16 protein-coding genes and 1 other annotated feature are annotated in these 20,578 nt (G+C 47.0%); of the genes, 3 read left to right on the top strand and 13 right to left on the bottom strand.

Going from position 1 to position 20,578, the window contains the following annotated elements:
- Positions 1–2 precede the first annotated feature (2 nt).
- From OKS35_RS13100 to OKS35_RS13040, 13 genes are all read right to left on the bottom strand, one after another.
- Positions 3–713, bottom strand: a complete 711-nt coding sequence (locus tag OKS35_RS13100) for a response regulator (protein WP_074037751.1) — start codon at positions 711–713, stop codon at positions 3–5.
- The gene (locus tag OKS35_RS13095) at positions 710–2,461 is read right to left on the bottom strand and encodes a sensor histidine kinase (RefSeq protein WP_084543115.1); all 1,752 of its coding nucleotides are present in this window, start codon (positions 2,459–2,461) and stop codon (positions 710–712) included. Before OKS35_RS13095 ends, OKS35_RS13100 begins: the two co-directional genes overlap by 4 nt.
- A 103-nt stretch (positions 2,462–2,564) precedes the next feature.
- Positions 2,565–3,779, bottom strand: coding sequence for a M48 family metallopeptidase (locus tag OKS35_RS13090; RefSeq protein WP_214731599.1), 1,215 nt, complete (start codon positions 3,777–3,779; stop codon positions 2,565–2,567).
- A gap of 98 nt (positions 3,780–3,877) precedes the next feature.
- Positions 3,878–4,978, bottom strand: coding sequence for a PQQ-dependent sugar dehydrogenase (locus OKS35_RS13085; protein ID WP_264093220.1), 1,101 nt, complete (start codon positions 4,976–4,978; stop codon positions 3,878–3,880).
- A 37-nt stretch (positions 4,979–5,015) separates the two neighbouring features.
- On the bottom strand, positions 5,016–6,476 hold the full coding sequence (locus tag OKS35_RS13080; protein ID WP_214691478.1) for an MDR family MFS transporter: 1,461 nt from the start codon (positions 6,474–6,476) through the stop codon (positions 5,016–5,018).
- Positions 6,477–6,539: 63 nt separating this feature from the next.
- On the bottom strand, positions 6,540–7,259 hold the full coding sequence (locus OKS35_RS13075) for an ABC transporter ATP-binding protein (RefSeq protein WP_214691477.1): 720 nt from the start codon (positions 7,257–7,259) through the stop codon (positions 6,540–6,542).
- Positions 7,252–8,049: an ABC transporter permease gene (locus OKS35_RS13070; protein WP_264093219.1), complete on the bottom strand. Its 798-nt coding sequence runs from the start codon at positions 8,047–8,049 to the stop codon at positions 7,252–7,254. The genes OKS35_RS13075 and OKS35_RS13070 overlap by 8 nt, the downstream gene beginning before the upstream one ends.
- Positions 8,050–8,052: 3 nt before the next feature.
- The gene (locus OKS35_RS13065) at positions 8,053–8,610 is read right to left on the bottom strand and encodes a nitrous oxide reductase accessory protein NosL (protein WP_264093218.1); all 558 of its coding nucleotides are present in this window, start codon (positions 8,608–8,610) and stop codon (positions 8,053–8,055) included.
- Positions 8,597–9,781 carry a nitrous oxide reductase family maturation protein NosD gene (locus OKS35_RS13060; protein ID WP_264093217.1) on the bottom strand — a complete coding sequence of 395 codons (1,185 nt, stop codon included), beginning with the start codon at positions 9,779–9,781 and terminating at the stop codon, positions 8,597–8,599. The genes OKS35_RS13065 and OKS35_RS13060 overlap by 14 nt, the downstream gene beginning before the upstream one ends.
- A 146-nt stretch (positions 9,782–9,927) precedes the next feature.
- On the bottom strand, positions 9,928–11,220 hold the full coding sequence (locus OKS35_RS13055; protein ID WP_214818485.1) for an ABC transporter substrate-binding protein: 1,293 nt from the start codon (positions 11,218–11,220) through the stop codon (positions 9,928–9,930).
- Between the two features lie 159 nt (positions 11,221–11,379).
- On the bottom strand, positions 11,380–12,360 hold the full coding sequence (gene asnA, locus OKS35_RS13050; protein ID WP_074037761.1) for an aspartate--ammonia ligase: 981 nt from the start codon (positions 12,358–12,360) through the stop codon (positions 11,380–11,382).
- A gap of 68 nt (positions 12,361–12,428) precedes the next feature.
- Positions 12,429–12,669, bottom strand: a binding site (T-box leader).
- A gap of 104 nt (positions 12,670–12,773) precedes the next feature.
- Positions 12,774–13,676 carry a carbohydrate ABC transporter permease gene (locus tag OKS35_RS13045; RefSeq protein ID WP_264093216.1) on the bottom strand — a complete coding sequence of 301 codons (903 nt, stop codon included), beginning with the start codon at positions 13,674–13,676 and terminating at the stop codon, positions 12,774–12,776.
- Positions 13,673–14,578 (bottom strand): carbohydrate ABC transporter permease, encoded by a 906-nt coding sequence (locus OKS35_RS13040; RefSeq protein WP_015880804.1) that lies wholly within the window; start codon positions 14,576–14,578, stop codon positions 13,673–13,675. Before OKS35_RS13040 ends, OKS35_RS13045 begins: the two co-directional genes overlap by 4 nt.
- Positions 14,579–14,822: 244 nt before the next feature.
- On the opposite strand from OKS35_RS13040, the gene OKS35_RS13035 reads away from it, so the two are divergent.
- From OKS35_RS13035 to OKS35_RS13025, 3 genes are all read left to right on the top strand, one after another.
- The gene (locus tag OKS35_RS13035; RefSeq protein WP_264093214.1) at positions 14,823–16,508 is read left to right on the top strand and encodes a formate--tetrahydrofolate ligase; all 1,686 of its coding nucleotides are present in this window, start codon (positions 14,823–14,825) and stop codon (positions 16,506–16,508) included.
- Positions 16,509–16,522: 14 nt separating this feature from the next.
- On the top strand, positions 16,523–17,431 hold the full coding sequence (locus OKS35_RS13030; RefSeq protein WP_264093213.1) for an alpha/beta fold hydrolase: 909 nt from the start codon (positions 16,523–16,525) through the stop codon (positions 17,429–17,431).
- A 170-nt stretch (positions 17,432–17,601) separates the two neighbouring features.
- Positions 17,602–20,571 carry an SH3 domain-containing protein gene (locus tag OKS35_RS13025; RefSeq protein WP_264093212.1) on the top strand — a complete coding sequence of 990 codons (2,970 nt, stop codon included), beginning with the start codon at positions 17,602–17,604 and terminating at the stop codon, positions 20,569–20,571.
- Positions 20,572–20,578: the final 7 nt, after the last annotated feature.

The raw sequence follows: 20,578 nt of genomic DNA, 5'->3' as shown, positions 1-20,578 counted from the left end.
CTTTAAGCTTGTCGTTGAACTTGTTCCCGAAATTCGTTCGGAGTAACACCGACTTGTTTTTTAAAGACCTTTCGGAAATATTTGTCGTCCGAAAAGCCGACTGCTTGGGCGACTTCATAGATACGCTGTCTACTCGTTTCTAACAGGCGCTTTGCTTCGTTCATCCGAATTGTCAACACGTACTCAGATAGATTCACGCCATATTGTTGTTTAAATCGTCGTGAGATATACTCCCGACTTAAGTAAAACCGTTCACTCATTCCTTGCAAACTCAGCTCTTCCGCAAAGTGCTGTTCAATGTACGTACCAATTTGGGCAATCGGATCTTCACTCGACTCCGTCATCACGCCCGCTAACGCCCGTGACAACGTATCGTTTAGTACATCCGGGTCGATCGGCTTCAACAGATAATCAAAGCTCCCGTACTGGATGGCCCGGCGCATGTACGAATATTCATCGTAACCTGTCAACACAACGAGCTTAGAGGATGAAGCGTGGTCGTGTACCCACTCCATCAGCTCGATTCCATCACAATGTGGCATTTGAATATCCGATAGAATTAAAGCCGGTCGCTCCTGCTCGATGAGCGCCTTTGCCTCAAGTCCGTTCTTCGCCTCGAGTACGGCCTTCACACCGAACCGCTCCCATTCGCCGAGTAATTTCACCGCTTCCCTTACTGGAGATTCATCATCTACAATCAACACTTTCGTCATGATGCCACCCCTTCATCCGTTGCCGGGAAACGCATCATGATTCGAAAACCGCCTGTTTCAGGTGTAGCCAACATAAATTCTGCCTCCCGATTATAGTTTAACATGAGTCGATCACGAATGTTTCGTAATCCTGTACCCTCTGTGTCATAAAATGTCGAGTCCCCTTGTTCAATACGTGACATGACCCGTTCCCATTCTTCCGTCGTCAAGGAACGTCCGCTGTTCTCACAGCGAATCACGAGTGTCGCCCCTTCCATCCAGACCATCACGTCAAATCGATTCGCTAAAGCCGAGCCGTCTCGCTCGAACCCATGTTTGAAAAAGTTCTCTGCGAGCGGCTGTAAAATCATCTTTGGAACAATCAGTTCATGGAGGTCCTCAGGGACTGAGACGCTCACTTGAAACTGATTTGGAAAACGAACGTCTTGCAGGCGAATGTATGAGTTCAAATGCTCGATTTCTCTCTTTAGCGTGACCATCGACTCTTCTGGATGCATCGTATATCGCATCATCGAAGAGAGTTGTGTGATCAATCGATAGACGGTTTTGCCATCTCCCTTTAAAGCCAGTGTGCCGATCGACTGTAACGCATTGAATAAGAAGTGCGGATTAGTTTGCGCCTGTAAGGCACGTAGTTCATTCGTTCGGTTCTCTAAGGCAAGCTTATACTCCCGTTGAATCAGATCGTCGATTCGCTCAATCATCCGCTTGAACTGTCTCCCGAGTACGCCGAACTCATCATTTCCGAGGGAATCGAACGAGACCGTCATATCGCCTTGCTCAATTCGCCAAATGTTCGAGGTCAACGTCTTAATCGGAGTCGTCAGTTTCATCGAGGCGTACGTGGCGCCAATCAATGCCAGAATGAGTGAGATGATTCCGACTAACAAAATAATGAACGATGTTCGTGAAGCCGGTTCCGTCAAGAGCTGATCTGGAATCGACTTCCCGACATAGAATTGCTGATGGTCGAACTCAAATGTTTTCGTGATTTGATGATGATTTCCATCGGTCGAGAGCGATCTCGGTTGAAACGACGAAGGAATCTCGCCATCTCCAAGATGGGCGAACACACGATTGTCCTCACCAACGAACCATAGACTTTCCTCCGGACTATTTTGAAGAGAAGCCAACTGTCCGATGAACAGATCTTCCGGGATATCGAGCGACAGAATCGCGAGCGGTTCGTCCGTTTCAATTTTATCGAGTCTGAAATGGAGGGTGACGACATCTTCTTGTGTCATGATTGGTCCGAAATCATGATACGGAATGAGCGGATGTGACGCTTCAAGCAAGACACGACTTTTCGGATTATTCAACAACTGTCGTTGGACAGCGCTCGGTTCTTTTTTGGAACGCGGTGATACTTTCATTTTATACGCTGCGAATGAATCCATGTCTTCAAGCATCAACAGCTGAATTTGCGCCACGTCTTCCCGGGACAAATACATTGCGAGGAGCGCTCGTCGCACTTCAATCTCCGTTTCTCTTAACGACAGTCCCGGTCCGTATTCCAGTATGTCCAATACGTCACGATCTGCGTATAGGCTAGTCGGCAAGCGACTCAAGTCAGAGATATAGCGTTCCATCTGACGCGTCCCCCGTTCAAGCGACCATTCCGTCATTTCTAGACCGCGTTCACGTTCTCGATCCTCCACATACCAAAATGAAATGATTGTCGCGATAATGACTGGCACGATGATGGTTAATGCAATCATTCCCGTTAACTTTGTCCGAATGCTATTCACCGCTATCCCCCCTACCTCATGAGTATATCATGCACTATGCAAACGTTTGCAAAAATCCTAAAAAAGAATCCTCGTTTCTTTCGAAACAAGGATTACGTGATGATTAATACGATTCCATTAAATCAATGAGTTGTGGACCGTGTCCCATTTCTCGCGCCACATCAATCGGTGTCATACCTTCTTCGTTCTCAATGGTCACGTCTGCACCGTGATCAAGTAAGAGACGGACCGTCTCAGGATCGACGTCATCATTATAGAACAAGTTATGGAGCGGTGTTTCCCCATATTCGTCTTGGATGTTCACATCCGTCACGTTTGCCAGTTCCGCTTCAATTTCTTCATAACTCGCATTCATGAACGTCAATTCTTGAATCGGTTCTCCTAATTCCATTTCCCAATCCTCTTCGAAATCCTCGCTCATGGCCGATGCGACAAAATCAGATAAATCATCGTTCATGACGAGTAAGGCGATGATGGCTCCGTTTCCGATGACAGTCAATAGAATCATCGAAATGATAGAGGCTTTCACATATCCCGCTGTTTTAAAGACCGGTACGTTTTCTTCGCCCGCATGTGTCGCAATCGCCGCGATGCGTTTCGGTAACGTCGGATGCGTCGACAACAGTTCACTATATTTCGCGATGAATCCGTTCTCTCGGCTCGCTTCATACAGATAGTCAAACTCATTCACTTCTTTCGCGAGCGGTCCCCCGATCGCAAGTACGGTCAACGCTTGTTTCGCCGCTCCAAAATCTTGAAGATAATGCGCTGCCATCCGGTCACACGTATACTCACATGCACGCGAATAAGCTGATCCTAAAAACGGAATGATGCTACCAAGTAAGACAACCCATTGTTTTTGAACGTGGTTCCGACGAATATGTGCCAATTCATGTGCGATGACAAACTCGACTTCTTTCGTCTGTCCAGTACGTGTCAATTCCACGACATCAGAATATAAGATGACCATATTCTTTTGGAAGAATCGCGTGGCGAAAGCATTTAACACACCACCGGCCTGTAAGATATACACATCTGGCAACAAACGAATCCCCATCTCAGCCCCGACGCGTTGAACCAGCTCATGAAGCTCTGTGAACTGACGAGGCGTCACCTTGACACCGTTCGTCCGAATATACCCGATTTGAATCCAGTGCGTAAACATTGAGAGTGCTACGATCGTCCCGATGATCCACAAGAAAAGACCGAACGATGCAATCGTCAGTACGATTCCTAAAATCAAGACGAGTACGCTTGCTGCGACTAATAATGAGAAGTATAAATTTTCTCGTTTATGTACCAAGTTTGAATGATTCATCTAAATTCCCCTTCTTTTTCCAAAATACATGTTTAATTATACCGTTCCTTCCAGAAGAAACAACGAAAAAAAATAGAAACTGACGGATTCGTCAGTTTCTAGCGGATGGTCACTTGATAGAGTTTGTCGTCTTGCGATTGCGGATTGCCTCGTCCGTCCGTATTGTTCGAAATAAAATACAACGTATCGTCGTTCAACCACACATCACGAATCCGTCCTACCCCTTCGACAATTGTCGTGACTTGCTTCGTTTCACGATCGATGGCCACGAGCCGCTCATTCCGAAGTGTCGCCATGTATACGTACCGTTCATCGGTCGCAATTCCAGATGGTGCCCAAGACGTCTCACCAACTTCAAACCATGGCGTGATGAGACCTTCTCGTTCCTCGTTTGCCTCAATGAGTGGCCATCCATAATTGTTTCCTTCTTCTATCACGTTGACCTCGTCATGTCCACTCGCCCCATGCTCACTCGCATAAAGCGTATCATCCATCCGGCTGAGTCCTTGAGGGTTTCGATGACCAAGCGAATAAATCCAGTCGGTCGGTTCGCCTTCACCCGATAATGGAATTCGTAAAATCTTCCCCGCCAAAGATGACTCGTTTTGAGCAAGTTCTGGCACGAGCGCATCGCCCGTCGTCACCCAAAGATACGCTCCATCGACTAATAGACGTCCACCGTTATGGAAACGTGCCCCTGGTATCTCGTCAATCAAGACACCCGTTTCCTCGAAACGTTCTCCATCCCACGTCAACTCTACCACCCGGTTCTTGACGTCTCTTCCCGATGAACCGTACGTATGATATGCGTAAAGGATGCCACTCGATTCAAAATCGTCGCTCAGCGCGATGCCGAGGAATCCTCCTTCACCAATCTCAAATACGTCTTCGTCCAAGTTCACGTCAGATTGCGTCGCGCTACCGGAATCATCGATTACCGTGATGGTCCCACCACGTTCCGATACGAACCATTTATCCGCACTTCGAGCGAGTGACCACGGGATCTCTAGATTCTCAGCGACGGTGGTCACTTCCCCGATGTTCAGTTCCGTCTCTTTAGTGGTATTCGATTCTTCAGATGTTGCCGACTCATCACGAGTCGATTCTTCAGCAGGTGGTGGCTCCGTACCTTCGTTCGTCGGTTCTGGCGTACATCCCATAAGAAACAATAGTGTCACAATCCCAATTTGACGTTTCATGTCGGTTCGCCTCCCTTTCCTTCATCATACCCCTGTTTTACGAACGCTGTGAAGGTTCCGGTGGGCGGGCCGGCAAACGAGTTGCGATGATGAATGCAATCACGGCCGCAATCATCGCCCCGATGAAGATCCCATTCAACCCGGTCGCGATGATTTGTTCACCTTGCAGACGGACAGACGCGCTTAACGTCTCCGTCACACTTTGATTGAAGAAGTCTTCCAAAGACACTTGGGATAAGGAGCTGCTTTCTTTAAAATCATTGAGTACGACAAAGTTAAAGACGGCTCCAAAGACTGCTACACCGAGCGTTTGACCGACCGTACTTAAGAAGGAGTTGGTCGCAGTCGCCGTTCCTCGTTGCTGATAGGAAACGACGGTTTGTAAGACGACGATAAACATCGGCTGTGACAATCCGAATCCTACCCCAATCAAAGCCACCGCACCATATACCCAGAAATCCGAGCTTGATTGAGATAAGAGTGTCAACGTGAGGGTTCCGATGACGAGTAACCCCATACCAACCAACGCGCGACGTCTCGGGGATGCCACACCGAGCGTCCGTCCTCCGATAATCGATGTGAATGTCCATGCAACAGACAACGGCATCAACATGAATCCAGCCTCGGTTGCTGTTTTTCCTAATACTGCTTGCGCCCAAATTGGGATGTAAGCTGACATTGAAACGAGCACCCAAGCTGCAAAAAAGACAGAGCCGTTGATGGCCGCAATCGTTGGTTGCTTGAGCAAATCAAACGGCAATAAAGGAGAGGTTGCTCTTCTTTCCGATAGGAAGAATCCCCCTAACAAAACAAGACTAATTACGCCACTCCCGACGATGGTCGTCGTCCATTCATTCGTTTCACTGAACGTGATCAAGGCGTATAAAAACGCGGTCGTTCCTCCAGCGAACAAGAGAGCACCTTTCAAATCAATCCGCTCGCTCGTTTCAGCGACGGTTTCTTTATAAAAGACGATAATCATGATGAACGAGAGTAACGCAAATGGCACGTTTAATAAGAATACGTAACGCCAAGACAACGTTTCGACCAAAAATCCACCGATGACGGGGCCAAGCACACCCGATACACCCCAGACCGCACTTAGAATTCCTTGAATTTTCCCACGCTCTTCGTATTTATATAAATCTCCAATAATCGTCATCGAAATCGGAAGCACGGCTCCGGCCCCGAGACCTTGCAGCGCCCGAAAGACAATGAGTTGTTCCATCGATGTCGCTAACCCACATAACAATGAAGACACGGTGAACAACCCGATTCCAAACAACAGGACGCGCTTTCGCCCGAATAAGTCTGCCACTTTTCCATAAATCGGTGTCGAAACCGCTGTAAAAAGTAAGAAAGCGGCAAATACCCAGCTGACGAGCGTCGCTCCGTTCAACTCACTGGCAATGACCGGTGTCGCAACCGATACGACCGTCCCTTCAATCGCTGCTAAAAAGGTTGCCAGTAATAGGGCAACCGTCACATTTTTTCTCATTCATTCCATCTCCCCAAAAAAATAGTGGCGTCGGAAGGTTCCGAGCACCACTTCAACTGTCTATTATTTTGTGCGAGCCGCGTCCATTTGACAAGTGTCATCTTTCGATTCGAAAAAGAATTCTCTTAGTCGTTCATATGCGGCTTGTTCTTCTTGGACATATACCTTCCCACAAACAGCACCCGCTCGCATCATCCAGACCTCATCTGCCAACATGGCGGCGACGTCAAGTTGATGCGTTGAAAACACGATGGTCGCCCCCCGTTTGGCCTCTTGTCGCAATAGTTCGCTGAGCATTTGCATCCATAGCGGATCGAGTCCGTTCGTCGGTTCATCCAACAACAAAATGTCTGGTTCGCTTACAAGAGCTTGAGACAACAAGAGACGTTGCCGCATCCCTTTTGAGAGTTCGGAGACGCGCTTTCGTTTATGCTCGTACAGACCGACTCGTTTTAAAATCTCCAGAGTCGGATGTGCCCCTTGCAAGGTAGCGTAGTAGATGAATGTCTCCTCAACTGTCCATGCCTCATCAAAATAGAAATCATCCGGCATATAGCCAAAACTCTCATTATATTTCGCGCGTTGTTTAATCGTATAACCATTCAATTGAATGTTGCCGGTACTCGGTTTGATGGTACCATTCATCAGATTCAACAGCGTCGATTTTCCGGCACCATTGCTTCCACACAACGCCACGATTTTCCCCGAGACGATGTCTTCACGAATGGGATGGAGTGACCACGAATCACCGTATTTTTTCCCTACATCTAAACAGTTAATCATGACGATTCCCTCCGTACATCACCGTCGAGGCAAGTGATAACAAGAAACCACTTGCCGTAAGCAAGCTCAACCAGACTCCAGCGTATCCAATCGGTCGATGCATCCAATTCAACAGGTGGAGATAGACATCCCCAAACACATCTGAAGAGGATACAATCGTACTGGCCCATACACGCATCAAGTCAAATCCATTCAGAAACAGCGCCACAATCATGCCGTTCACTTGCATACCGTAAGGAAGCCAGGAAACGATGGTCACGAGAAACGTTGGCCAAAGCAACACGAGGATCGTCCATGTGAGGAAGGCCAGTAACATCGCTCGAATCCGCTTGCGCGCGATTAGTCCAAGCAAAGTTCCGAGCGCTGTCGCGTAGATTGTTAATCCAATGGCGTAGGAAAACAAAATCATCCAAGTCTCACTTGATTGTCCGACAACGAGCGAAGCAACGAGGAAAGCCAACAGCAGAATAAGTCCTTGTGTCACGAGAAATGAACTGAATCGGACTAAAATCAACTTCCATTTAGGATAGGTAAATGTTGAGAGGAGATTCAATCGCTTCGATTCCTGTTCCTGTCCCCAATGAAGCGCTGTCGTCAATAAGATGAAAAGAGGAAGTAACAGACCGAGCACCGTGATGAGCGTTGCACTTACGTTTGTATAGTCCGCAGCAACAGGTAGTGCTTGTCCGAGTCCTCCGAGTAGAACGAGCGTGAGAATCCATATAACTAAGAATACATAGTTCTCACGCTGTCTCAGACTCCGCGCCCATTCCATACGCCACAGTGACATCGATTATTGCCCTTCTTCTTCTTCTGTATCCATGTCCATTTCGCTATCTTGATCCATTTGATCCATTGAGCCCTCGCCATCCATCTTCATGTGCATCTCGCCGCGCTCCCACGAATGGTCTTTCAATTGTTCGAAGTCCATCATATCTCCACCATTCTCTTCGATATAGGCTTCAGCATCAGCCTCTTTCGCGAACGAGAGAATATTGTACGCCATTGGTGTTTTCGACTCTTTGTCGTACACGAACATCGCTTCGTCTAATTCGACCCACTCTCTCGTATTGAAATCTTTCACGTACATCGCAGCAATATCTTCTTCTTTTTGTTCAGGATACCAATCACGCATGAGACAACCGATGTCATCAAACGCATATCCTTTTTCATTTTCCATGATGGCTTCCGCTGCGAACTGCTTATCCATGATTTTCATTTTACACACTTCACACTCTGTTTCGCCCCATTTGATTTCAAACGGTTCTGCCGATGCACTCGAACATGCTCCGAGTGCCAATGATAATCCTGCGATGGATAATAATCCTGCTACTTGTTTATACGATTTCATGTCGTTTCCTCCCAAATATCCAAATGATAATAAGTAACATGATACTCCCTAAATTCCAAATCGAACCGTTCCACTCCCACCTTGCTGTATAGGTTTGCGGTGAAAGGTCCGTCAACGATACATCATTCGGACTTCTTAGAATGTTTTCTAATAGGAGAAGTCCCGGGGACCCGTATAATAATTCTAGCGCTTCATATGAATCAGTTAATAAGAACAAGTACGGTTCGGTTTGAAATGGGACTTCGCTATACCCGTCACGATCTAGGTCCAACGTCGTCCCACCCCAGACATTTCCTTGTACAACGTTGTCATGCGACTCGACCATCGTCACCGGTTCACGATTTCCTAACAGGTTATTTTGAAGAATCATCATCCCCGTTGCTTGCTTGAATTGAAAGCCGATATCGTTGCCGTTAATCGTATTCCGTTCAAGAATCGTTCCTACTGACTGCTCCGCGAACAAGCCGATATGATTTCCAGATACGTTCGTCATCTCGATGGTCGTATCGATTGCCTCATAGAGCATCAGCCCCGTCGCCGTTCCACCGAATTGGTCGTGTACATTCCCATTTTTTAAGACGACTCGATTCGTTCCCATAATCATCGCACCGGTCAAATTATGATGGAGTTCGGGCACCGAAATCACCACGTCAGTCGGAAACATCAAGTGAATGCCGTAGCGCGAATGCGAAACGACCGGTCGAACGATTGTGTGCCGAGATCCATTCTCTATGTATATCCCGTCTCTCACTCTCTTCACTACAACTCCACGCAGTTCGGTCGCCTCACTATCAAGGAGCACCATCCCATCCGCCTGTCCATTCCCGTCAATGGACATTCGTGTGACTCGAACTCCATAACTATCCTCAATCAATAGTCCAGTACCAGCGGACTCAATCGACACATCAAGCAGTTGATGTCCGAGACCAGATACTTGGATGGCTGGTACATCGTCGTTCTCACATTGTTGTACTGATACACGTTCGAGAACAGCACCGGTTCCACGCATGATAAATGCGGGATGGCCACAACTCGTATATGTTTTTCCGTCTCCATCCACATGCTCATTCGACTCAATGACGATGGGTTCAGTCAACGGAATCGAGTGTTCTTCCGCCTCTACCTGTGTTGCCCAACACAAAAATAGGATACAACTCAATATTCGTTTCATGCCCCCTCCTTCTCATAAGCGCTTACAACATCCATTCTACTGAAACCCCCACCGGTATGTGTGTGGTTTATATGGGATTCCTGTGACAATTTCTTCATAAAAAAAACACAGACGGTGAAGGGGTCGTTTCACCGTCTGTGCCATGCTTATTTCACTTTGTCTTGCCATACTTTCGTGAAGTCCTGAAGCATTTCTTCACCTGTTTTTTGTCCACCGACATATGCCTGCATGAGGGCACCATATTCATTCACTGCACCATCCGGATACTTGAACCAGTTCCAAGAGAGGGTCTTCCCTTCATTCGAATACGCCAAGATATCGTCTGCGAGTGGTCCAAGGTCGTTAGCTTCAATCGACTTGAAGGCAGGGATGAACTTGAACTTGTTGACCATGTAGTCTTTCCCTGTATCCGACGTCACCATCCACTCTAAGAAGTCTTTCGCTTCTTCTTTATACTTCGAGTTTTTGTTGACGACCCAGTTGTTCGGGACACCAACCGGAAGACGGTCCATCTTCTCCGCATCGTCATTGATCGGGATCGGGACGAAGCCCATCTCCATATCTGGATTTACGTCGAGGATCATTTGTTGTGCCCAGTTCCCTTGTTGGAGCATTGCCGTCTCTCCTTGGGCGAACTGTGTGACTTGAGTATTGTAGTCCGTCGTCAACGGGTTTTTGTTTCCGTATTTAATCGTCAAATCAAACAATTTCAAAAACTCTTGGAACTGTTCATTGTCTTCAAACTTCGCTTTATTCTCATTGAGCGCTTGAATAAATGCATCCGGGTCGTCTTGTTGCGCCATTGGAATGTTCAACAAGTGAATCCCTAAAATCCAGAACTCTGCATAACCGACAGAGAACGGTGTGATTCCCGCTTGCTCAAGTTTCTCAGCAGCATCCGTCAGTTCAGAGAGTGTTTTCGGTAACTCTTTGATTCCCGCTTTTTCAAAAAGTTCTTTATTATAGATGAATCCGTAACCTTCGAGGTTCATTGGCATTCCGTACAGTTTACCGTCCATCGTCATCGGCTCTTTGGCGACTTCTGTCAAATCTCCGACCCACTTCTCGCTTGAGAGGTCCTCGAGTTTATCTTTCCATGTTTGTGCTTCCGTGAATCCACCGTTGTTGAAGATATCCGGTTCATTTCCTGAGGCGAATTGTGATTTGAGGGCCGCACCGTAGTCTGCTCCACCACCGACGGTTTGAACCGTGACTTTCACACCCGTCTCCTCTTCATACTCTTTTGCCATCGCTTCAAGGTCTTTCGCAATCTCTGCTTTGAATTGGAAGACGTTTAACGTGACGTCTTTTTTGTCGCCACTATCTGCATTCCCTTCAGAAGAACCTTCGTCCGTGAGTGATCCGCCGCCGCAAGCCGCGAGTGATAAGACCATTCCAGCCGTCATGACCGCTGTAGACAATTTCCACTTCCGTTTCATCTCATTTCCTCCCTTAACCTTATCCATCTTTACAAACTCAACTTTAAATGAAAACGCTTCCATAATGTAGGTGTCAAAATTGACGGATAGGGTGGAAAATGTTGCACAGAAAAACAGGACTCTTTTTTCGAGTCCTGTTCCGTGTTTCTTCTTATTATATTACAACAAGCTGATGCCAGCTTCTTTACACGATTGAATGACTTCTTGCGGCCAGACCGATGTTTGCACTTCTCCGATATGACGCGCGCGCAAGAGATACATTGCGACACGCGATTGTCCGATTCCGCCCCCGATTGTAAGAGGAAGCGTTCCTTCGAGCACTCCTTGATGGAATGGGTACGCGCGCTTCTCTTCCGCGTCTGCTTTCTTCAGTTGCGCATCAAGTGCCACTTCGTCGACACGAATGCCCATCGATGACAGTTCAAATGCTGACTCGAGCTCAGGGTGCCACACGAGAATGTCTCCGTTGAGCGACCAATCATCATAGTCTGCCGCTCGTCCATCGTGTTTCATACCTGAAGCGAGAAGATCTCCGATTTGTGAGATGAAGACCGCACCGTACTCTTTACAGATAGCCGTTTCACGTTCTTTCGGCGTCATGGTCGGATACGTATCCTCCAACTCCTGACTTGTGATGAAATGAATCATTTCCGGAAGAATCGCTTCAACACCGTACGCTTTCTCTACTTCTGCTTCTGTTTCACGGAGCGCAGCGTAAATCGACTCCACCGTTGCTTTCAAATATTCCATCGTCCGTTCTTCTCGAGCAATCACTCGTTCCCAGTCCCACTGGTCGACGAATAAAGAATGTGTCGCGTCGAGTTCTTCGTCGCGTCGAATGGCACGCATCTGAGTGTACAATCCTTCACCGACACCGAATCCGTAACGACCGAGCGCTTCACGTTTCCATTTCGCGAGTGACTGAACGATTTCAAGTTCATGTCCCGGATACATCGTATCAAACTGAATGATACGCTCCACGCCGTTTAAGTGATCGTTGACCCCACTCGCCGACTCGACGAATAGCGGTGCTTGTACTTGAATCAGTCCGAGTTCACGTGAGACTTTCTCCTCAAAGAGTGCCTTTACTGCTGCAATCGTCTGCTGTCTTTCTTTCATCGTGCTTGTTGCTGTTGTCATTTTCCGTTTCCTCCAATTGTGGAATATTTGAAAATGAAGCCATGAAAAAAGCCCTCCATTCCCATCGAACATGGGACGGAAGACTTCGGTTCCGCGGTGCCACCCAAATTAGTAGACGAATCTACTCACTTTTTCGAGACAATCATCTCGTAACTCCGATAACGGGGAGCGGTCCGGCTACGTCTACTGGCAAAGCGTTCGGGTAGCGACTCCAGGAAGTTTTTCGACGAAGGGTTAAGACCGGGCTCACACCACCCCCGGATCGCTTGGCTCACTACCTTCGTGTACTCGTCCTTTCGACGTCGTTCACAATTGAATTGAGTTCATTATTATAAATATTCAGATTAATGTCAACGATTTTTTTCAAAAAAAATAATCCTCCGTGTAGCGAACGGAGGATTCCCTTGGGAGGGTTATTTAATCGAACCGCTTGTGATCCCTTTGATGATATGCTTTTGCATGCCGAAGAAAAAGACCAGAAGGGGAACGATTCCTAACACTAAACCTGCTAATGCCAAATCCCATTGTTTCGTGTACTGTCCAAAGAAATAGAATGTCGCGAGCGGGATGGTCCGTAACTCGACATCACGAAGAACAAGCGATGGTAATAAGAAGTCATTCCAAATCCATAGACTGTTCAAGATGACGATTGTCACCGTGATCGGCTTGAGAAGTGGAAAGACGATGCGCCAGAAGACACCCCATGTCGAGCAACCGTCGATGATGGCGGCTTCTTCAATCTCCTCAGGAATCGACTTCATGAATCCATGATAGAGGAACACTGAGATACCAGACCCAAACCCTAGATACATGACGATCAGGCCCCAATGACTATTCAACAGACCGAGGATACTCGAAACTTTCACGAGCGGAATCATGATGGACTGGAACGGAATGACCATCGCTGCCACGAACAAGAAAAAGATCATTGTGGAAACCCAATGTTTCGTCCGAACGAGTTTCCATGCCGCCATCGAGGTGAAGATGACAATGACCGCATTCGCTCCGACCGTGATGAGAAGGGAGTTCAAAAAGACACGTCCATAATTCATCGCTTCCCATGCTTCTGTATAGTTTGAAGTCAACCACTCGTTCGGTAAGGCGGACGTATTCGTAAAGATTTCAGCCATCGATTTGAACGAGTTGGCGACAACGTAATAGAACGGGACCAAATAGAGTAGTCCGAGCAAGATGGCGACGAGCTCAATAATTCCAAGGTTCCAAGAATACGTTCCCGGGCGAAGTGGACGCTGCGGGATGCGCTTCGGTGTCTTCTCTACGATTCTCTCGACATGTTCCAATTTTTCCGTCGTCATGCTTCCACCTCCCGTTTTTTCGTCACGTACACTTGCGTCACCGTAATCGCAGCCACGACCAAGAAGAAGATGACCGCCTTCGCTGACCCGAGACCATAATTGTTATTCACAAAAGACTCCGTATAGATATTTAAGGCTAACATCTCGGTCGATTTGAACGGTCCACCATTCGTGAGCGACAAGTTCGTATCAAACACTTTGAATGACCAAGAGATGGTCAGGAACAAACAGATGGTAATCGATGGCATAATCATCGGTAGCGTGATATGGCGGAGCATCTTAAGACGATTCGCCCCATCAATTCGTGCCGCCTCCATCAAATCAGTCGGCACGTTTTGTAGCGCCGCGATGTAGATGACCATGACATACCCGCCACCTTGCCAGATGGCGACAATCACGATTCCCCAAAATGCCGTTTGCGCATCTCCGAGCCATGGTAATTCGAACAGGCTCCACCCCGTCAACGCACCGATCGAGGCAAATCCTTTTACATAAATGAACTGCCAGATGAACCCGAGAATTAAGCCACCGATCAAGTTCGGCATGAAGAAAATCGTGCGTAGGAAGTTTCGCGTCTTAATGTTCATCGTCAATAATAGCGCTAATGAGAAACCGACGATATTCGTCAATAGGACAGACACAAGCGTATATTTCGTCGTAATCCAAAAAGAAGCGCGGAACTGCTCATCTTCAAAGAACAAGCGATGATAGTTATCCAATCCGACAAAGTTCAGTTCTCCGGTGACACCGTTCCAGTCAGTGAAACTATAGTAAATGCCATTAAAAAATGGGATGAGTACGATTGCGACAAATGCCAGAAAAGCAGGTCCGACAAATGCTATAAAACTCGCAGGTTTCTTCCAATTCCTTCTGCGTTTCGTCCGTTTAGTAGTCTCATTCATGTGTATCGCCTCCACTATCAATGTACCGTGTCAAACCTTTTATGAAAACGGATACATTTGACGGAAAGGGTGGAAAATATTGAACGGAATGAATGAGTTTGAAGGCGTGATGAGTTATGATAAAATCAATGATATTACGAACGGATTGAATATGTTTTGCCTTGATTCATATTTTAGTCCGAAATACCCGAATGATTTTTAGAGATTAAAAAGATATCGTTCGACAAACGGAGGGGCTTTTTGAATGACAACGACGAAACCACTATCTGACCTTACGATTGCCCAACAAGCTAAAACTTTGCCGATTAAGGACATCGCAGCAAAAATCGGATTAGATGAAGATGATCTAGATCTTTACGGGAAATATAAAGCGAAACTTTCTTACGATGTCCTCGAACGTGTGAAAACGCAGGAAGACGGAAAACTCGTTCTCGTCACAGCGATCAATCCGACACCAGCTGGTGAAGGAAAATCAACGGTAACAGTCGGTCTCGGACAAGCGTTGAACCAGTTGGATAAACAAGCAATCGTCTGTCTGCGCGAACCTTCACTCGGTCCGACGATGGGTCTAAAAGGTGGCGCTGCTGGTGGTGGCTTCAGTCAAGTTCTTCCGATGGAAGACATCAACCTCCACTTCACAGGTGATATGCATGCGATCACATCGGCCCATAATACGATCAGTGCCATGATCGACAATCACTTGCATCAAGGAAACGACCTTGGGATCGATGTCCGACATATCGTCTGGAAGCGTGTCCTTGACTTAAACGACCGCGCACTTCGTCATGTCACGGTCGGTCTCGGTGGTGATGCTCACGGAGTCCCTCGTGAGGACGGATTTGATATTACCGTCGCTTCAGAAATCATGGCGATTCTCTGTCTGGCCGATTCATTGGACGACCTCGAAGAACGCATCAAGCGAATCGTAGTCGCCTATGACCATCAAAAAGAACCAATCACGGCAGAACAAATCGGGGCGGCCGGGGCGGCGGCGTTACTGTTGAAGGAAGCCTTTAAACCGAACCTCGTCCAAACGCTCGAACAAACGCCTGCACTCGTCCACGGCGGGCCGTTCGCGAACATCGCGCACGGATGCAACTCACTGATTGCAACGAAAACTGCATTAAAGCTTGGGGAGTATGTGGTGACGGAAGCTGGGTTCGGTGCCGATCTCGGGGCAGAAAAGTTCTGTCATATCAAATCTCGAGTCGGTGATTTGAATCCGGATGCGGTCGTACTCGTCGCAACCGTTCGCGCTTTAAAAATGCACGGTGGCGTTTCGAAAGATCAGCTTCACATCGAGAATGTCGGTGCTGTCGGAGAAGGATTGAAATTACTCGCCAAACATATCGATACGATGAAAAAACTCGGACTGCCTACGGTCGTCGCATTGAACCGTTTCAATTCAGATACAGAAGAGGAACTTGCAACCGTTCTTGATTGGTGTGCGGCACACGGTATTCGTGCTTCGCTCAGCGAAGTATGGGCAAACGGCGGACTTGGTGGTCGACAGTTAGCCGAAGCGGTCATTGACGCCGTCGAGTCGAACGAAAGCAAACTTACGCCTCTGTATGAGTTGAACGATTCGATCGAACAAAAGATTAAAACCATTGCGAGAGAAGTATATGGTGCTGCAGACGTCGTGTTTACCGCCAAAGCACAAAAGCAAATGCAAGATGTTCAGGCGAACGGCTGGTCGGACCTTCCCATTTGTATGGCGAAGACACCGTTCTCCCTCTCAGACGACCCTTCAAAATTCGGTTATCAACAAGGATTCACCATCACTGTTCGCGAATTAAAACCTTCAGTGGGAGCAGGATTCCTCGTCGCCTTAACAGGCAACGTGTTGACGATGCCTGGGTTACCGAAACATCCAGCAGCTCTCAATATGGGAATTGACGAATCCGGAAAAGCAATCGGCCTTTTCTAATAGGGGGATGACACATGATCGTATCGGAGTTGACGTATCCTGACGGGTATCAAACAGAAGTGATGCACGTTCAGGCAGAGCAATCGATTGGAAAAATATTCATGTTTCACGGGATGCTCGAACATCATGAAAGATATATTGAGTTTGCACAGTTTATGGCAGATAATGGCTATGATGTGTTTGTGTGTGACTTGCGTGGTGCGGGTACAAGCGCTCATGACCAACGCACATATGGGCATCTCACGCCAGGAACGGGATTCCAACAACTTGTTGAGGATGCACAGTTCCTCATCCGTCAATATGAGGATGATCGTCCGACATATCTAATAGGTCATAGTTTCGGTTCTCTTCTCGTTCGAAAGCTCGGTCAAGTCATGGGGCACGCCTTATCCGGAATCGTCGTCGTCGCCCCGCCTCCTCATCCAGGAGTTGCAGGCGAACTCGGGCATCGCTTAATTGCTACCGCGATGAAACGAACACACGAAACACACCAATCTCGTTTTTTTGAACGACTGTTATTCGGACGTTATAATCTTAAGTTTTTACCTGCTCGAACGGATAGCGACTGGCTTTCAAGTGTTCCAGACGAAGTCGACTCCTATCTCGCCGACCCAAATTGTGGCGGTTTGCCTTCCCTCGGTTTTTTACATGAAGTGACACGCGCTTCATTAGATGTCACCACGTCTGCACGGATTCATGAACATCCGAAGTCTCTTCCAGTTCTGTTCGTTGCCGGAATGGACGATCCTGTCACGCATGACGGAGAAGGGTTGAACGGAATCATTAAGAAATATCGTAATGCGGATGTCGAGCTCGCAGTCGTCACTTACGACAATGCTCGACATGAAATCCTTCGTGAAGCACACCGCGAACAAGTATGGTCAGATATTCTTGCTTGGATGAAGCAAAACGGAATCCATTAATTTACTTAATCCCCTTTTATAAGGGGATTTTTCATTTACCTGATTTTAGAAAAATTATTTTAAGCATTTACCTTTTTTGTAATTCTACTTCTTCTTTCCATTTTTTAAGTACGTTATACTTAGACCGCAATCAATTTAATCATGCTCTCTCATCCGAAAGGGGTTACATATTGAAATCGACACTCTCAAGATTAGGAGTAGCCACGATTGTCTCAGGAACGATACTGAGCACTCTCGCACCACTCCAATCATATGCAGCAACATCCGAAGGAACAGTCAACACACCCATTTTAAATGTACGGTCTGATTCGTCGACATCGTCTTCAATCGTCGGCAAATTAACGGAAGGAACAACGGTAGATGTATACACCGTCAACGATGAATGGGCACAAATCAACTTCGAAGGTCAAAAACGATACGTTTCTTCTACGTATTTGACAATCGGTTCATCTATGACAACAGCCTCTACTACATCCGCTTCATTATATGTAGCTGAAATGAACGTCAATCTTCGTTCTTCCATGTCAACGTCCGCTTCAATCGAAACAGTCATCCCAAAAGGATCACTCGTGACGCATCTATCTACTCACGGGGCGACAGGATCTTGGTATAAAGTACAATTTGGTACATATACAGGATATGTGGCAGCACGATACTTCAGCGAAACAAGTCCTTCGTTTTACGCTTCGACAACTGCCGTCTTGTACGATTCGACCGGTTCAGGTGCGTCTAAAATCGCAACGATTCCAGAAGGTGCGAAAGTCACTTACCTCGATTCATTAGGCGCGACGGGTTCATGGTATAAACTCGAATACGGTTCACTTGTCGGTTATGCACCAGCACGTAACTTTACCGCGACTTCGCTTGCTCCAGAAGTAGTCACGACATATTACGCGGTGAAGAATGTCGCGCTCTACAATAGTTCAGGAACTGGTGCATCAAAAATTGCAACAATTCCACTTGGGGCAGAAGTAAAGCGTGTATATGTGAACGGATTGAGTTCATCTTGGTATAAAGTCCAATACGGGGACACGGTCGGCTATGCGGCCGCGCGTAACTTCTCGACATCAAAACCTGAAGCCGTCGTCAAAACAACCTATTATGCGGTTCGAGACCTCGTGTTATATGAGTCATCCGCTTCCGGAGCAGCTCGTCTACGCACGATTCAAGAAGGAACAAAAGTCGTCCAAGTATCGGATGCCAACTTATCGGACTCTTGGTTCAAAATTGAATATGATGGAGTCACCGGCTTCGCTGCCGCTCGTCATTTTTCAACGAAGGCACCTGAAGAAGTGACGATCACACCATACTTTGCGATTCGAAATGTAGCGATGTATAGTTCGTCTGCAGCCGGAGCGACGAAGATTGCCACGATTCCATTTGGTGCAAAAGTAGAACAGCTTTCACAAAGCGGTCTTTCTAGTTCTTGGTTCAAGATTCGCTATGACGGAAAAACAGGATATGCAGGTTCTAGTCACTTTTCATTAAAAGATCCAGAGGTCGTGGTGAAAACAGATTATTATACAACGCGTGATGTCGTTTTATACAACCGCTCGGATGCTGAAAAAGTGAAGGTTGCGGTCATTCCATTCGGCACGAAAGTTCAACAAGTGTCGGAACCTGGTCTCACGGAACGATTCTTTAAAATCGAATACGGTCCGATTACAGGTTATGCGACGGCAGATTACTTCTCGAAAACAGTACCGTCAGACGAACAATACGAAGAAGAACGTCAAGTTCGTATCTATGTAGATGGGAACGAGCCACTCAACGTTCGTTCGACGCCTGAAGTGACAACAGCAAATAAAGTCGGAACGTTAAGTACGGGAACAATTGTCAACATCAAACCAATTGTCGGTTCAGACTGGGCACTTCTTACAAGTGGTACGTATAGCGGCAACTATATTCATACCGATTACGTCGTACCTGTCACAACGACCCCACCTGCGACAGGTATCACGAAAAAAGTTTCGTATACTAGTTATCCGATGACAGTTCGTCAGATGGCAGACCGTCAAGTGGCTCAATTCGCCCAAACGGATGCACATCGATACGATGAAGCCTACCTACCTCGTGCTTGGGTAAGTGTCAACGGATCGACAGGAAAGATTGTGAAATCTGAGATGACTGTTGTCTCAGGGTTAGGAACCGCTTTGAAGATGACAGCCTCTTCAAGCTCGTCCTCGCTCGTCACCATTCCATATGGTGCGTCAATTCAATACGTTGACCGTTATACTTCCGGGTCAACCGTTTGGTATAAAGTAAAATACGGCACGATGACCGGTTACGTGACACCAAGTTCAGTCGTCGGAACCGCCAACATTTTGAGCCGTCCAATTTTAACATCTCATGCGTACGGTCAAATTAATACAGGCGAAACCGTTACGATTACAGGTCAATCCGGCACATACTATACGATTTCGTATAAACGACCGGCCGGACACAATATCCGAGTCTTTGATAACACTTGGCGTCGTGCATCAGTTGATGATCTTCTTCCATACGTCGATCCTAGCCAGATTGATGCAAACTCTCGATCATTCTATCAATTCTTAGATTTATCGAAGAGCGCTGGGACAACTGCGACAACATTGAACAAGGTCCTCACATCAAAAGGAACGCTCAGCGGACAAGGTCAGGCATTCGTTGATGCGGCTAGTATGTATGGCGTGAACGAAGTGTATCTTCTCTCGCATGCCATCCTTGAAACTGGACATGGTACATCCCTTCTCGCAAAAGGAGTTCCTGTCGATAAAGATGGGAATGCATTAATTAACTCGAGTGGGAATCGGATTTATCCGGAACGTCCTGTTGCCGCAACCGTCTATAATATGTACGGTATTCAAGCAACAGATAGCAACCCTCTTGGAAACGGCGCCAAATACGCCTTCCAACAAAAGTGGTTCTCTCCTAAAGAAGCGATTATCGGAGGAGCTTACTGGATTGGGTCTAGCTATATCAATCACCCGACATATAAACAAAATACGCTGTATAAGATGCGCTTCAATCCTTCTTCACCAGGAACGCACCAATATGCAACGGATATCGGATGGGCCGCAAAACAAACGACAAGCATCTATAATATCTATCAATCACTTGATGCTTACACACTCAACTTCGATGTACCAAAATATCAGTAAAAAAGGA

This window comes from Exiguobacterium sp. N5 (assembly GCF_025842465.1).
Lineage (GTDB): Bacteria > Bacillota > Bacilli > Exiguobacteriales > Exiguobacteriaceae > Exiguobacterium > Exiguobacterium profundum.
Note: the sequence above shows the minus strand (reverse complement) of the source record. Positions and strands in the feature narration are given on the sequence as shown.

Coding starts and splice junctions, on each gene's coding strand:
- OKS35_RS13100 (WP_074037751.1), bottom strand. CDS start 713: ATGACGAAAGTGTTGATTGTAGATGATGAATCTCCAGTAAGGGAAGCG.
- OKS35_RS13090 (WP_214731599.1), bottom strand. CDS start 3,779: ATGAATCATTCAAACTTGGTACATAAACGAGAAAATTTATACTTCTCA.
- OKS35_RS13085 (WP_264093220.1), bottom strand. CDS start 4,978: ATGAAACGTCAAATTGGGATTGTGACACTATTGTTTCTTATGGGATGT.
- OKS35_RS13080 (WP_214691478.1), bottom strand. CDS start 6,476: ATGAGAAAAAATGTGACGGTTGCCCTATTACTGGCAACCTTTTTAGCA.
- OKS35_RS13075 (WP_214691477.1), bottom strand. CDS start 7,259: ATGATTAACTGTTTAGATGTAGGGAAAAAATACGGTGATTCGTGGTCA.
- OKS35_RS13070 (WP_264093219.1), bottom strand. CDS start 8,049: ATGTCACTGTGGCGTATGGAATGGGCGCGGAGTCTGAGACAGCGTGAG.
- OKS35_RS13065 (WP_264093218.1), bottom strand. CDS start 8,610: ATGAAATCGTATAAACAAGTAGCAGGATTATTATCCATCGCAGGATTA.
- OKS35_RS13060 (WP_264093217.1), bottom strand. CDS start 9,781: ATGAAACGAATATTGAGTTGTATCCTATTTTTGTGTTGGGCAACACAG.
- OKS35_RS13055 (WP_214818485.1), bottom strand. CDS start 11,220: ATGAAACGGAAGTGGAAATTGTCTACAGCGGTCATGACGGCTGGAATG.
- asnA (WP_074037761.1), bottom strand. CDS start 12,360: ATGACAACAGCAACAAGCACGATGAAAGAAAGACAGCAGACGATTGCA.
- OKS35_RS13045 (WP_264093216.1), bottom strand. CDS start 13,676: ATGACGACGGAAAAATTGGAACATGTCGAGAGAATCGTAGAGAAGACA.
- OKS35_RS13040 (WP_015880804.1), bottom strand. CDS start 14,578: ATGAATGAGACTACTAAACGGACGAAACGCAGAAGGAATTGGAAGAAA.
- OKS35_RS13035 (WP_264093214.1), top strand. CDS start 14,823: ATGACAACGACGAAACCACTATCTGACCTTACGATTGCCCAACAAGCT.
- OKS35_RS13030 (WP_264093213.1), top strand. CDS start 16,523: ATGATCGTATCGGAGTTGACGTATCCTGACGGGTATCAAACAGAAGTG.